The 13913-nt window shown below is 49.7% G+C and carries 12 protein-coding genes; 6 read left to right on the top strand and 6 right to left on the bottom strand.

Annotated elements, in window-relative coordinates; genetic code table 11:
- Window positions 1-3 precede the first annotated feature (3 nt).
- The 3 genes from MJX74_RS18605 to dolP are packed head-to-tail and all read left to right on the top strand — an operon-like array spanning window position 4 to window position 1526.
- Window positions 4-351, top strand: a complete 348-nt coding sequence (locus MJX74_RS18605; RefSeq protein ID WP_240224510.1) for a YraN family protein — start codon at window positions 4-6, stop codon at window positions 349-351.
- Window positions 352-372: 21 nt separating this feature from the next.
- Window positions 373-954, top strand: coding sequence for an SIS domain-containing protein (locus MJX74_RS18600; RefSeq protein ID WP_240224509.1), 582 nt, complete (start codon window positions 373-375; stop codon window positions 952-954).
- Window positions 951-1526 carry a division/outer membrane stress-associated lipid-binding lipoprotein gene (gene dolP, locus MJX74_RS18595; protein WP_068233402.1) on the top strand — a complete coding sequence of 192 codons (576 nt, stop codon included), beginning with the start codon at window positions 951-953 and terminating at the stop codon, window positions 1524-1526. Before MJX74_RS18600 ends, dolP begins: the two co-directional genes overlap by 4 nt.
- A gap of 80 nt (window positions 1527-1606) precedes the next feature.
- On the opposite strand, the gene MJX74_RS18590 is transcribed toward dolP, so the two are convergent.
- Both MJX74_RS18590 and rarD read right to left on the bottom strand, forming a co-directional pair.
- A complete protein-coding gene (locus tag MJX74_RS18590) occupies window positions 1607-2287 on the bottom strand; it encodes a DUF599 domain-containing protein (protein ID WP_240224508.1) in 681 nt (226 codons plus the stop codon).
- Between the two features lie 34 nt (window positions 2288-2321).
- Window positions 2322-3230: an EamA family transporter RarD gene (rarD, locus tag MJX74_RS18585; protein WP_240224507.1), complete on the bottom strand. Its 909-nt coding sequence runs from the start codon at window positions 3228-3230 to the stop codon at window positions 2322-2324.
- 183 nt (window positions 3231-3413) lie between these two features.
- Here rarD and recQ point away from each other — a divergent pair, with 183 nt between their 5' ends.
- Entirely contained in the window at window positions 3414-5237 is a 1824-nt protein-coding gene (recQ, locus tag MJX74_RS18580) for a DNA helicase RecQ (RefSeq protein ID WP_240224506.1), read from the top strand.
- Here the strand turns inward: recQ and MJX74_RS18575 are convergent.
- Window positions 5207-5512: a c-type cytochrome gene (locus MJX74_RS18575; protein WP_068233418.1), complete on the bottom strand. Its 306-nt coding sequence runs from the start codon at window positions 5510-5512 to the stop codon at window positions 5207-5209. The two genes, recQ and MJX74_RS18575, sit on opposite strands and share 31 nt — an antisense overlap.
- Window positions 5513-5708: 196 nt before the next feature.
- On the opposite strand from MJX74_RS18575, the gene MJX74_RS18570 reads away from it, so the two are divergent.
- Window positions 5709-8573, top strand: coding sequence for an EAL domain-containing protein (locus MJX74_RS18570; protein WP_240224505.1), 2865 nt, complete (start codon window positions 5709-5711; stop codon window positions 8571-8573).
- A 125-nt stretch (window positions 8574-8698) separates the two neighbouring features.
- Window positions 8699-9304, top strand: coding sequence for a YkgJ family cysteine cluster protein (locus MJX74_RS18565; protein ID WP_240224504.1), 606 nt, complete (start codon window positions 8699-8701; stop codon window positions 9302-9304).
- A gap of 49 nt (window positions 9305-9353) precedes the next feature.
- Here the strand turns inward: MJX74_RS18565 and MJX74_RS18560 are convergent, their stop codons facing one another.
- From MJX74_RS18560 to MJX74_RS18550, 3 genes are read right to left on the bottom strand one after another with little or no spacing between them, the layout of a single operon-like run.
- Window positions 9354-10376 (bottom strand): zinc-binding alcohol dehydrogenase family protein, encoded by a 1023-nt coding sequence (locus tag MJX74_RS18560; protein ID WP_240224503.1) that lies wholly within the window; start codon window positions 10374-10376, stop codon window positions 9354-9356.
- 29 nt (window positions 10377-10405) lie between these two features.
- Window positions 10406-11776, bottom strand: a complete 1371-nt coding sequence (locus tag MJX74_RS18555) for a sigma-54-dependent transcriptional regulator (RefSeq protein WP_240224502.1) — start codon at window positions 11774-11776, stop codon at window positions 10406-10408.
- Complete coding sequence (locus MJX74_RS18550) at window positions 11769-13646, bottom strand: ATP-binding protein (protein ID WP_240224501.1); 1878 nt, start codon at window positions 13644-13646, stop codon at window positions 11769-11771. The genes MJX74_RS18555 and MJX74_RS18550 overlap by 8 nt, the downstream gene beginning before the upstream one ends.
- Between the last annotated feature and the right edge of the window lie 267 nt (window positions 13647-13913).

Here is a 13913-nt window from a genome sequence, read left to right as displayed (position 1 = left end):
CAGATGAATAAGCTAGGCCAGCTGTATGAGCAACTTGCTATGGCGTATCTGCAGCGCCAGGGATTACAGCTGGTACAACAAAATTATCAGTGTAAAGCCGGTGAAATAGATTTAGTTATGCGTGACAGCACCACACTGGTATTTGTTGAAGTAAAATACCGCGCCAGCACTGCATTTGGCGGTGCTATTGCAGCCGTTACTGCGGCCAAACAGCAAAAGCTGCTGCGCGCCAGCCGCTGGTATTTACAACAGCACAAATTAAGCGATACCGCCTGCAGGCTTGATGTGCTGGCGATTGAAGGCCAGCCGCCATATCAGTATCAATGGATAAAAAATGCGATTACGCAGTAGTACAACAAGCAGGATACCCTGATGCAAGAGCATATTCGCCAGCTGTTTAGCGAAAATATTCAAACCATGATAGCCACTGGCGAAAGCCTGGCTGGCCCACTGGAAAATGCCGCCTGTGTTATTGTGAATAACCTGATTAGCGGCGGCAAAATTATTTGTTGCGGCGAAGGTGCCACCAGTGCGCTGGCAAACCATTTTGCCCAGCTGCTGCTGGACCAGTTTGAAACCGAACGCCCGACACTACCGGCACTGGCGTTGTTACCGCATAACCACAGCCTGCAACATTGCCATCAGCAGGATTATCTGGCCCGGCAAATCAAGGCGCTGGGGCAAAGTAACGATGTACTGCTGGTTATTTCACTTACCGGCGCCGAACCAAGTTTAATAAAAGCCGTCGAAGCAGCATTAACCAACGACATGAAAGTGATAGCCCTGACGGTAGACAGCAGTGGCGAGCTGTCTGGTTTACTGAATCAACAAGATGTTGAGCTGAAAGTGCCGGTACACCGGCCAGCCCGGATCTTTGAATGCTATACCTTTTTACTGCACAGTCTGTGCGAACTGATCGATATGACGTTGTTCCCACAACAAGGAGATTTATGAATACGCTAAAGTTAGTCTGTGCCTGTACACTGCTGGCGTTATTGCAAGGTTGTGCCGCTGCTGTGGTTGCCGGCGGCGCCACTGCGGTAACATCAGCCAATGACAGACGCACTCTGGGTGCGCAAATTGATGATAAAAATGTGGTACTAAAAGCTAAGCGCGCGTTATCTGATGATGCCAGCACAGCTGAGGGCAGTAATATCAACGTGACCAGTTATAACGGTGTGCTGCTGCTTACCGGCCAAACGTCCAGCGAAGCCATACGCCAGAAAGCCCAGGCACTGGTTGGTAACATTGATGGTGTACGTGATGTACAAAACCAGATCCGCCTGGGTAACAACACCGCCATGACCACCCGCACCCGCGATAGCTGGATCTCAACCAAAGTAAAAACGCAATTACTGGCAGATGAGCAGGTAAGCGGCCTGAATATTAAAGTGGTAACAGAAAACGCTGAAGTGTTTTTAATGGGTTTGGTTACCGAACAAGAAGCGGCCAAAGCAGTAGATATTGCCCGCCATGTTGATGGCGTATCGCGCGTAGTGCGTGCTTTTGAGACCCGCCAGAACTAAACAGGTTAAGCTGACTAACGGCTTAGTTTGTTCAAATGCCCGGGATTGCAGTTGCAGCCCCGGGCATTTTGCATCTTAGCTCAACACTCCTGCAATGCCTTTAGCACTTTAGAATGAAACTCGCGGTGCTTCATAACCAGCATAACCACTACCGATGCCAGCATAAAAATTATTGGGTCAATAAACCAGGTTAACGCTGACAACGAGAAATAAATAGAGCGTAAGCCGTAATTAAACGAATGCCCCGCTTGATCAACTAACTTAGCGGCACGGTTGGCATATAATTTTTGGTCTTCAACTGTCATATCACGGCCATCAGGCGCGGCACCAATTAACACACCGCAAAAACCATACTGGCGTAATGACCAGGTGAACTGGAAAAAAGCAAACACAAAAATAAACGCCAGCAACAATAGCTTCAGTTGTACCGCGCTTTCGCTGTAGTTAGTCCAGGGCACCAAATTAGATAACATCAGGCTCAGCTTGTCTGCGGCGGTCATTACCGTTAGCAAGCCAGCCAGAATCAGTAAAGTACTGGATGCAAAAAAAGTGACATTGCGCTCCAGCGTAGAAATAAGCCCGACATCGGCCATTTTATTGTCGCGCAACAGCATCTTTTGCATCCAGTCGTTGCGTTTACGCCGCAGCTCAAACGACAAGCAAGACACCACTTTTGCGCGGCGTTTGGCAAATAAGGTATAACCAATCCATAAGCCAAAAAACCAGATAACAGCAATTAAATCAATGGTACCGGCCATCATAATGCTCCTTTATTGTGCCCGTTTTAAGCTTACGCTATTTTAGTTTTGCCTGCAGCCGGCGCTGGCGGTTAAATTGCCAGGCATCAGCGGTATACAGCAATAACGCCAGCCAAATTAAACCAAAGGTAACAAAACGCTCTGCGGCAAACGGCTCGTGATACAGCCAGACACCAAATACAAACATAAAGCTTGGGCCTATGTACTGGAAAAAGCCCATAGTAGATAATTGCAAACGTCGCGCACCAGCAATAAAACACAATAACGGTACAGTGGTAACCAAACCCGCCGCCATCAGATAGCCATTTAGCTGCCAGTTGTTGGCTAATAAATTTGCCGCACTGCTGTCGGCAAACTGCCACCAGTACCATAACGCCAACGGTAACAATAATAACGATTCATAAAACAAGCCGGTAATCGCATCTACTGCCAGCTTTTTACGCATTAAGCCATAAATAGCAAAAGAGCCAGCCAATGTCAGCGCTATCCACGGCAGTGAGCCAAAGGTGATCAGCTGGATCAGCACGCCACTGGTGGCAAGCGCTACCGCCGCCCATTGCATTTTGCGCAGCCGCTCGCCTAAAAACATCATACCCAGCAGCACATTAAGCAGGGGATTAATGTAATATCCCAGGCTGGCATCCAACATGTGGTGATTATTTACTGACCAGATAAAAAGGCCCCAGTTGCCGCCCAGCAATAAGGCCGACAGCAACAGCCAGCCAAGCATTTTAGGCTGACGCAAAATAGCCAGTACTTTATCGCCCTGACGTAGCGCCAGCACAACCAGTAGCAACAAAACAAAAGACCAGACGATACGGTGCAGCAGAATTTCTGTTGCCGGAATAAAATCAATCTGTTTAAAGTACAGCGGGGCGACACCCCATAAACTGTAAGCACTGGCGGCGAAAATGCCCCCCAGTTTTTGTTCGCGACTTAACGACATGCAGGCAGGCTCCGGTAAATGAGTCACTATTATACGCCCAAATAAGCACGGCCAGCATCTCACTTAACGGCTAAAATTAGTCAGCCAACTAAACCATTGCAGCGGATAAGCTGAATTTATTGTTTCTGAGCACCGCGTTTGCCATTAGAATGGCGGCTTATTTTCGTTACCCGATGGTATTAAGTGATAGACGATCTGCTGCCCCTGTTAAAACAAGCCTTTGGATACAGTGAATTCCGTGATGGCCAACTGGATGTGATCCAGGCTGCCTTACAGGGTCAGGACAGCTTTGTGCTCATGCCAACCGGTGGTGGTAAATCGTTGTGCTATCAATTACCGGCATTATTGCTGCCGCAGATCACCTTAGTGGTATCCCCGCTGATGTCACTGATGAAAGACCAGGTTGATGCACTTCAGGCCAATGGTATTGCCGCTGAATTTATTAACAGCAGCCAAAGCCGCGAAGAAATACTGCAGGTATTTGCCCGGCTGCGCCGTGGTGAGCTAAAACTGCTGTACGTTGCCCCCGAGCGCCTGTTACAACCGCAATTTCTCGACCGCCTGCAAGATTTGGGTGTCAGCCTGTTTGCCATTGATGAAGCGCACTGTATTTCACAGTGGGGCCATGATTTTAGGCCAGACTATATGGCGCTGGCATTATTAAAGCAGCGTTTCCCGGCGGTCCCGGTAATGGCATTAACCGCCACAGCAGATGGCGCCACACGCCAGGATATTCTGCAACAGCTGAACCTGCAGCAACCCTTAGTGCATCTGGGCAGCTTTGACCGGCCCAATATCCGTTACACCGTACAGGAAAAGTTTCGCCCGGTGGAACAACTGGTCAGCTACCTGCAACAGCAAGACGGCGCCAGCGGCATAGTGTATTGCGGCTCAAGACGTAAAGTAGATGAGCTTACTGAACAACTAAAACAGCGCGGTTTTAACGCGGCTGCTTACCATGCCGGCCTTAGCAGCGACGAGCGCAATAACGTACAGGATGCCTTTAAGCGTGACGATTACCAGTTAATTGTCGCCACTGTCGCTTTTGGTATGGGGGTAAATAAATCGAATATTCGTTACGTGGTGCACTTTGAGCTACCCCGCACCATTGAAGCCTACTATCAGGAAACCGGCCGCGCCGGCCGTGATGGCGTTGCAGCCGAAGCCATGCTGCTATTTGATCCGGCAGACATAGGCCGGATGAAACGCTGGCTGGACGCCGAAGAGAACGCACAACGTGCTGAAGTGACCTGGCAGCGCTTTTTGGCCATGGCCGCCTTTGCCGAAGCGCAAACCTGTCGCCGCCTGGTGTTACTAAACTACTTTGGCGAAGCCCGGCAAACCCGCTGTGGTAACTGCGATATTTGCTTGCAGCCACCGCAGCAATTTAACGGCACTGAACTGGCGCAAAAAGCCCTGTCCTGTGTTTATCGTGTTGGCCAGAGTTTTGGTATGCACCATGTTATTGATGTACTGCGCGGCGGCCAGAGCCAAAAAGTGCTGGAATTGGGCCACGACAAACTGTCAACCTGGGGTATTGGTAAAGAATTAAGCCATGACTACTGGCTGAGCATTTTGCGTCAGCTTATTCATTTTGGCTTATTGCAGCAGGATATTACTGCGCATTCGGTATTGAAACTGCAACCGGCAGCCCGTCCGGTGCTGCGCGGCGAAACCGAATTGTCTCTGGCCGTGCCCAGACTACAAAGTGTAAAACGCGAACCCGAGCGCCTGAGCAAACAGCAATATGACCGGGCTTTATTTGCCCGGCTTAAAACCCTGCGTAAACATATTGCCCAGCGCGACGATGTACCACCTTTTGTAGTGTTCAGCGATGCCAGTTTAATTGAAATGTGTCAGCAGTTGCCAACAGACAACCGCAGCCTGTTGGCAATATCAGGCGTTGGCCAGACAAAGCTGGCCCGTTATGGTGCTGACTTTATTGATGAGATCAGTGATTATCTGGCAGCTGATAATCAGCCACCGGCCGGTAAGCTGGCAAAATAAGCGGCGATATTCGCCACATCAGCATCGGTTAACCCTGATGCCATTGGTGACATTATCGGGTTTTTCCGCTCGCCATCGCGATAAGCCTTGATAGAGCTTTCCAGATATTTCACTTTTTGCCCGGCCAGGTTAGGGTAATCAGGAATAATCGAAATGCCATTCGCGCCGTGGCAGGCGGCACATACTGCCGCTTTGGTTTTACCGGCTGCGATGTCAGCCGCACTGGCCGCTCCTGCCAGCAAAAAAAGCCCGCATATCAGTATCAGTGGTTTCATAATGTCTCCGTGTTGTTGTTTTCTTATCTAGTTATAACCTAAGTTGCTGCTTGCTCAAACCGGATAAACTACTCTTTAGCTGATCCGCATCAAAACCACGCTAAACAATGTTTTTTGCTGACACCATAGCGTGGCATATGTTACTGTTCACAGCTCATTTCATTAACATTCCAACCTGCTGCGGAGAAAGCTGTCAGTGAGAACAGGCACTTACTGCTTATTGCTATTGATCTGGCTGTTTACCCTGCCTGCACATGCTTTTCATGCTGAAGTTAACATGCTAAACAGCCCGCTGCCAGAACAGCAGCAGTTGCAGCAGGTCTATTTTCAAGTTACGCCGTTGCAACTGGGCCTGGACGATATTTTAGCCGACCCGGAAAAACAGCATGCGTTTAGCTTACTGGCGCCTTCACAGCAGATATTGTTTGCCGAAGATCAGGTGGTATGGCTATTTGCCCGCCTGCAAAATAACAGCCATCTGAAGCGACAAATGGTGCTGGAATATGACTTTCCGATGGCAGATAAAATTGAAATCTACCAACGCAATAACCAGACACAAGACATTCGCCTGCTTAGCCGCTCAGGCAATGATTACCCCTATACAGAACGGGCATTACCCTACCGCAGCTATGCGGTTAGCCTGAACCTTGCTGCCCATGAGCAAACCGATATTTTTATCCGTATACAGGACGCCGCTATTGTACCCAGTGATTTACTGCTGTGGCGCTATACCAGCTTTATTGCCTACTCGCAAAAAGACGCCATACTGGATGGCCTGTTACAAGGCGTGCTGTTGCTGCTGGCATTTTATAATCTGGTGCAGTTTTTCCGCTTAAAAGCCAAAAACTATCTGTATTACAGCGCCTTTTTTGTCAGCTTCGCACTGGTTATTGCCGTACTTAACGGCATGGCATTTGCGATGCTATGGCCCGGCCACCCGGAAGTAAACCAGGCCATTTTATATATCAGCGTGGGTACAGCACTATTATGCCTGAACCTGTTTATTCATCATGCTTTACAGCATTTATACAGCCCGCTGTGGCGCTGGCTTAGCTACGCCAGCAGCTTTGCGGCTATGTTGCTGTTATTCAGCCCGTTATACGCCTCTGGCCCGCAGCGGGTAGTGCTGTTGTTTCTGGCTTTGGCCTGGGTGCTTGGCAGTAATATTGTGTTGGCTGTCCGCTTTACTCTGGCTGGCCAGCCAGAAGCCAGATCCTTTGTCTGGGCCTGTGTATTTACACTGTGCAGTGCGTTGTTACTGACACTAAGCCAGGCCGGTTATCTTAATACCGGCTTTGACTGGCTATACATGCTGCAATTATTAATGCTGTTCAGTCTGGCATTAACCAGCTTTGGCTTACAAAAAATACCGCGTCAAAGCGACGCAAACTACCTGACTCTCAACCAGTTACAGCAGTATCATGATATTTTTCATAATGCTGTTGAAGGCATGTTTACCACCACTTTGGATGGCAAACTGTTAAATGCCAACAACGCCCTGCTGAATATTCTGGGTTACCACACTCTGGATGAACTGAAGCAGGCCGTGAGTGACAGTGGTATGGCTCGGTTTTATGCCGATCCGGCCGAGCGGCAAATGCTGGTACGGCAGTTACAGCTAGGCAGTAGCAAAAGTTTTGAAATTCAGGGCTTACGCGCCGACAACAGTCCGTTCTGGGCGTTGATGTCGGCCAGGCTGGCGCGCTCAGTTAATGATCGCGATGCTTTTGTGCACGGCTCGGTTATCGATATTACCGAACAAAAGCTGGCCCATGAACAACTAGCCTATCTGGCGAATCACGACAGCCTTACTGCACTGTACAACCGTTTTTACTTTGAACAGCAGCTACAGGCACTGTGTCAGCAAGGCGGTGCTACGGCAGGCTGCATGCTGTATATCGATATAGATCAGTTTAAACTGATTAACAACAACTGCAGCCATACTGCCGGCAATGCTTTGTTAAAGCAGTTAAGCGAAGTATTGAAACGCACTGTAGGCCATAACGGCCCGCTGGCCCGGCTCGACAGTGACGAGTTTGGTGTGCTGTTAATCGGAAGAAATGCCAATGAAGCCTTTGCTCTGGCTTACCGTATGCTGGATGCCGTTAAAGAATTCCGTTTTATCTGGCAGGACAGCATTTACCCGATCAGTATCAGCATTGGTATTGCTGAAATCAGCGGTAATGATGTTGTCGCCGATGATGTGATTAAACAGGCCAATGCCGCCTGCAGTATCGCCAAAGATAAAGGCCGTAACCGTATACAGCTATTTGACAGCAACGATCTGGAAACCCAGCGCCATCAGGCAGAAATGCAATGGGTAGCGCAACTGCGTGATGCAATAGCACAAGACCGTTTTGTCTTGTATCAGCAACCCATTCAGTCGTTAAAGCAACAAAACAGTGGCATGCATTACGAAGTGTTGTTACGTCTGCACGGTGACGATAATACCCTGATCGGCCCCGGCAGCTTTCTTAGCTCTGCTGAGCGCTTCGGTTTAATGCCGCAAATCGACCTGTGGGTTATCCGCCATTACTTCCGCTGGTTGCAGCAAAATCCACAACATCTGCAACAACTGGAGCTTTGCTGTATTAATTTGTCTGGCAGCTCGCTGGTCGACAGCGGTTTTAAAGAACAGGTGCAGCAACTGTTTGCCGATTATCAAATCCCCTATCAGCGCATCTGTTTTGAAATAACTGAAAGCGTGGCCATAGTGAACCTGCAAAACACGCTGAGCTTTATTCAGTTCTTCCGCGAGCAGGGCTGTTTATTTGCGCTGGATGATTTCGGCAGTGGCTTTTCATCTTACAGTTACCTGAAGCACTTTCCGGCCGATTTTATAAAAATTGACGGTCACTTTGTGCGTGACTTGCTGGACGACCAATACGACAAAGCCATAGTGAAATCTATCCATGAAGTAGCCAAAGCTGTGGGCATGCGAACTATTGCTGAATATGTTGAAACCGAAGCCGTACGCGACGCCCTGCAACTGCTGGGAGTAGATTATGTGCAAGGCTACGCCATAGCGCGCCCCTCGCCCCTGCTGACATTATCCATTTAAGCCTAACTATATTTCACCGCGCCTATTGCTGACAGATTGAACAACTCAGTACAATGGCTCGGCGACATTTCGTCGCTCCTTAACAGGCAAACCCAAATTTATACTTATTTCGTTCGGAGTCTTTAATGCAGCGGCTGCGTGAATTATCGCGTCGTGTTGAGGCTGTGTATGGCGAAATAGCGACAACGTTTTCAGCTTATCAGCAACAGCGTGGCTTAAATTGCCGCAGCGGCTGCGGTGAATGCTGTCTGCAACCGACGATAGAAGCGACGGTGCTGGAAATGTTGCCGCTGGCATTACACTTGTTTGATCAAGGTAAAGCAGAACAAACACTGACACAACTCGAAGAGTTAACAGAGCCTCAGGGCTGTTTTTTTTATCAGAAGCTGTCCTTTGACGGCAAACAGGGCCAATGTAGTGTGTACCAGCAGCGCCCCAGTATTTGCCGCTTGTTTGGCGCTTCAGGCTATCGCGATAAACAGGGTAAAACCTCTTTGTCGGTGTGTAAGGTGATTAAATCAGACCACCCAGTGCCATATCAGGACACACTGATAGCGTTGGAATCTGATCCGCCACCGATGATGATCATGGCCAAAGAGCAGGTAAACGAACTGGATTATGAACTGGGTAAGCAACATTTGCCTATTAACGATGCGTTGCAACAGGCGCTTGAAAGAGTGTTATTTAAAGCCTGGTATAGCGGCATGAACGACGATCAGCAAATTGCCTGACCAGACGGTATAACAGCAGCCAGATTTGGCTGCTGTACACCTTAACCTGTCAGTTCCAGCCTTCCAGTACCACTTTGCCAATAGCGGTTCCGCTTTCCAGTAGCAAGTGAGCCTGACGCAAATTATTGGCGTTAATACTGCCCAGAGTTTGTTTTAGCGTGGTTTTAATCTGGCCCTGCTGAATAAGCCGCGCTAAATCTGTTAACAGCTGATGCTGCGCGTTCATATCCGGCGTACCAAACATGGCCCGGGTAAACATAAACTCCCAGTGCAGCGAAATACTTTTTTGCTTTAACGGCATAATATCAATGCCGCCAACCGGATCGTCTATCAGCGCCAGCTTGCCCTGCGGCGCCAGCAATTGCACCAGCTCAGCATAATGCTGATCAGTGTGGGTTAAACTGGCAACATGGCTTACGCAGCTTAAATCCAGCGCTTTTAGCTGTGGCAGCAACGGCTGGCTATGATCCAGCACGTAGTGTGCGCCCAGCCCGGTTACCCATTGTTTGGTTTCAGGCCGGGATGCCGTAGCAATAATGGTTGCTGTGGTTAATTGCCGGGCCAGCTGCACCAGCACTGAGCCTACGCCACCGGCAGCACCGGTTATCAGCAGCACAGGCCGCGGGTGCTTTAAACTGGGTTGCTGAATTTCCAGCCGGTCAAACAACAGCTCCCAGGCGGTAATAGCGGTTAATGGCAAGGCCGCGGCTTCAGCGTAACTTAGGTTCTCGGGCATTACTGCGGCCAGGCGTTCATCCACCAGTTGCAGCTCGCTGTTGCTGCCAGGGCGGGTAAGTGAACCGGCATAAAACACTTTGTCGCCCACTTTAAATAAACTGACGTCTTCCCCCACCGCGACTACTTCGCCGGCTGCGTCCCAGCCCAGCACTTTGTATTGGCCGGCTTCAGGTTGAACCCGCATTCTGATTTTAGTGTCTACCGGGTTAACCGATATTGCCTGCACCCGCACCAGAATATCCTGACCACTCGCTACCGGATCCGCTAGCTCAATGTCCACCAGAGCTTGTGGATCGGTTGCCGCTAGTGACTGCTGATAACCTACTGCTTTCATTTGTATTCTCCAAGTTTTTGCTGCCTACCTTAATCTGCCAGTTGGTAGCGGTCAATTTTCTTTAGTAACCCCTGCCGGGATAACCCCAGTTGGCGCGCTGCCTGGCTCTTGTTACCGTTAGATTGCTCAAGTGCTTGTTTAATCATGCGTATTTCTAATTGCTGCACGGCCTGGTCTAATAATTGTATACCCTCTTCTGTTACCGCTTGTGTAGTGCCTGCTGTTCCGGCTTCAGGATGCAGCAAGCTGATATCGGCCATACTGATAACTCCACCCTGAGCCACCGCAGCTACGCTTTCCAGCGTGTTTTTCAGCTCACGGATATTACCCGGCCAGTCGCGCTGTAAAAACCAGCTTAATGCAGTATTATCCAGCTTTAAGCGTTGGCCTTGCTGCTGGGATAACTGTTCAAGAAAGAACTGCAGCAACAGCGGTATGTCCTGGCTACGGCTGCTAAGCGCTACCGTTTCCAGCGTAATACCTTTAATGCGGTAATATAAATCTTCGCGAAACAGCCCTTTTTGTACCAGTTGTGGCAAATTAGCATTGGTGGCAGAAATAAGCCGCAAATCAATTTTCTGTTGCTCACGGCCGCCAACCGGAAAAAAGGTGCCTTCCTGCAATACCCGCAATAGCTTAACCTGCATTGGCAACGGCATCTCGCCAATTTCATCCAGAAATAAGGTGCCACCATCGGCCAGTTTCAGCAGGCCAGGCCGGTCTTTATCGGCACCGGTAAAGGCACCTTTAACATAACCAAACAGCTCGCTTTCCAGCAAGTCGGCCGGAATAGCGCCGCAATGCACAGACACAAAGGCCTGCTCTGCACGCCGGCTCAGCTCATGCAGTGCGCGTGATACTACCTCTTTACCGGTACCGGATGGCCCGGTCACCAGTACCCGCACATCAGTGGGGGCAATACGCTGGATCAGTGTGCGCATAGCCTCCATGGCCGGTGATACGCCAATTAAGCGCTGCACAGCAGTGTTGGCCTGACGTTGCTGTTTTAGCTGGCTAAGCTCTTGCTCCAGCTGATGCTTACCCAGCGCACGCTTTATTACCACGGCCAGTAAATCCGGATCGACAGGTTTGGCAATAAAATCCCAGGCACCCAGCGCTATAGCATCCAGTGCCAGTTGCCGCTCGGCATGGCCGGTTAAAATAATAACCGGCCTTGAAATAAGCTCGGGCAAGGCTTGTAGTGTATGTTGCGGGTTAAATTCGGGCGGTAATGATAAATCCAGCAAAATTAAGTCAGCATCAAATTGCTGTAGGTGCTGGCGGGCAACGGTTAAATCTGCCGCCGTCACCACCTGATAACCGCTGTTTTGCAACCAGCTTTGTGCCAGTTGGCGAAATGCCGGTTCATCGTCAATCAGTAAAATACGGCCTTTATTCATTTTTGCTGTCTTCTGTATTTAAATTAAAGCGTAATTCAAAGCTGACCGGCCAGCCCAGATCGGTGCGGTGGTTAATCTCACCACCGTGAGCCTGCATAATACGCCGCACTATCGCCAGCCCCAGGCCACTGCCACCGGCACGTTTGCTAACAAAAGGTTGAAACAGGCTGCTATGCTGCTCGCTGGCAATAGCCGGGCCATTATTGTGTACATACAGCAGCAACTGCGTGCCCTGTTGCTGCGCCTGCAGTTTAATAATGGCGCCGCTCTGGTTACGGCAAAATGCCAGCGCATTATCCAGCAGGTTTACGATTACCTGCTGCAAACGGTATACGTCAGCGGTGATAAGCAGTTGTTCATCCACCTCCAACTGGCAGCTTACCCCTTGCCAGTTGTGTTGCTGCACTAAGCTTTGCAGCAGAGCATTAAGTGGCACTGTGGTTAATTGCAACTGCAACTGGCCGGAATAACTCAGTAAATCGGCAATCAGCCGGTCGGCGCGCTTTAACTGTTGCTGAATATGCTGACGGGTTTCATCTGCCGTGCTGGCTGCTGCCATGGCAATAATATTCAGTGGGTTTCTCAGCTCATGCGCCATCGCGGCCGACAATGCGCCAAGCTCAACCAGATGCTGCTGATCCAGCCTTTTACGCTCGGCCTCAGCCAGTTTTAATGACTGCTCCAGAATACGGCAGCTGCTTAGCAATAAAGCTGCAAACACCTCGCCCTGCAGCCGGTAACCCGGCGTAACATCATCCCAGCCTTTAAGCTCATAATGCCAGCCTTCGGCCCCGCGCTGGCAGTGAATTTGCAGCTGTGCCGCCTCTGCCTGAGTTTGTGGCAAATGCACGGCAACCCGCATACGTAACTGTTGTGACAACAACTTGCTGCCAAGGGCAGCCAGTTCAGTCCAGCTTTCGGTTTGCTGCAACTGCAAACGCCAGCGCTCAAGTAAAGCTTCATTTAAGGTAACGCCCGGGTATATCAATCGCCTGGCCAGCGCGGCTACCGGCTGGTAACAGGCTGCAGACAGTAACAGCAGTAAAGCTGAATACAACCAAAGCTGTAATGCCGGAACCGCCGACAACGCCTGCATACCAAACTGCCCCAGCATGGCACTAACCAGCGCCATCAGCGCCAACACCACCAACAGCATGCAAAACCACAGCAGCGCTTTATTGGCAAAGGCATTAATCGCCAGTACCTGATACCGCACTACCCCATATACCAGCAATAACAGATAGCTGGGTAACAACAGCATCGGATACGGATACCAGTTCAGGCCAAGAGACGGGAAAATAAAACTGGTAGCCAGCAGCAAGCCCCAGCCACCGGCAATAAACATGGCGCCGATCGAACGCCTGCGGTTGCCGGAATGATGGCGCCAGCCGAATAACAACACGCCATGGGCAGCAATACCCAGCAATACTGTGTACACCAGGTTTAACCAACCCACCCCCTGAAAAGCAAAAAAAGCACTAAAACCGGTAGTAGCAATGATTTTGCCACCATTAAACTGCCAACTCAGCGCTATTAGCACAAAAGTGAAACCATATAGTAACGGTATCTGCCGTTGCAAGGTCTGCAACCGTGACGATAATGGCCGGCCAGCTGCAACAAACTGCAGTGCAAAGTGCAAAAAACACATCGGCATCAGCGGGTTTGCCAGTACCAAAACAATTCCCAACTGCGGCAACTGATGCAAAATTGCGATATGGCCTGCGCACCACAGTGCCATCATAGCGGCAAAACCGGCCAAGGCCGGCATACCCGTTTGGCGCTGGCCCTGCCACAGCAACCAGCCAGCCAGTAGCACCGCGCAGCAACTGGTTAGCAGCATGCTTATTTCAAATACTAAGTACAGTGGCACTGTAAACCTCGTTTACATTAACTCAGAGCGCAAATCGTAAACCTTGTTTACACATCAAACAAGGAAAATATAAAAATTGATATAAATCATAAACTAATAAGTATACTTACAAAGTGGTAAGCATCTTGCAATTCTCGCTATATACAAACTGAACAGATTTCGCATTAAGAGAGTAAGTTATGAATAGTAGTTTATTAATCACTGAAGTTCTGGCCCTAAGCCTGATGGTGGCAGTAGCCTTAGCGCCTGCTTTATACCGCTATTTGC

The organism is Rheinheimera hassiensis (assembly GCF_022436675.1).
GTDB lineage: Bacteria > Pseudomonadota > Gammaproteobacteria > Enterobacterales > Alteromonadaceae > Alishewanella > Alishewanella hassiensis.
The sequence above is the reverse complement of the archived record's forward strand: the minus strand, read 5'-3'. Positions and strand labels throughout refer to the sequence as shown.

Excerpts from the sequence above, each read along its gene's own strand:
- MJX74_RS18565 (WP_240224504.1), top strand. The coding sequence starts at position 8,699 with ATGCAGCGGCTGCGTGAATTATCGCGTCGTGTTGAGGCTGTGTATGGC.
- MJX74_RS18590 (WP_240224508.1), bottom strand. The coding sequence starts at position 2,287 with ATGATGGCCGGTACCATTGATTTAATTGCTGTTATCTGGTTTTTTGGC.
- rarD (WP_240224507.1), bottom strand. The coding sequence starts at position 3,230 with ATGTCGTTAAGTCGCGAACAAAAACTGGGGGGCATTTTCGCCGCCAGT.
- MJX74_RS18605 (WP_240224510.1), top strand. The coding sequence starts at position 4 with ATGAATAAGCTAGGCCAGCTGTATGAGCAACTTGCTATGGCGTATCTG.
- MJX74_RS18575 (WP_068233418.1), bottom strand. The coding sequence starts at position 5,512 with ATGAAACCACTGATACTGATATGCGGGCTTTTTTTGCTGGCAGGAGCG.
- MJX74_RS18555 (WP_240224502.1), bottom strand. The coding sequence starts at position 11,776 with ATGAATAAAGGCCGTATTTTACTGATTGACGATGAACCGGCATTTCGC.
- dolP (WP_068233402.1), top strand. The coding sequence starts at position 951 with ATGAATACGCTAAAGTTAGTCTGTGCCTGTACACTGCTGGCGTTATTG.
- MJX74_RS18560 (WP_240224503.1), bottom strand. The coding sequence starts at position 10,376 with ATGAAAGCAGTAGGTTATCAGCAGTCACTAGCGGCAACCGATCCACAA.
- MJX74_RS18600 (WP_240224509.1), top strand. The coding sequence starts at position 373 with ATGCAAGAGCATATTCGCCAGCTGTTTAGCGAAAATATTCAAACCATG.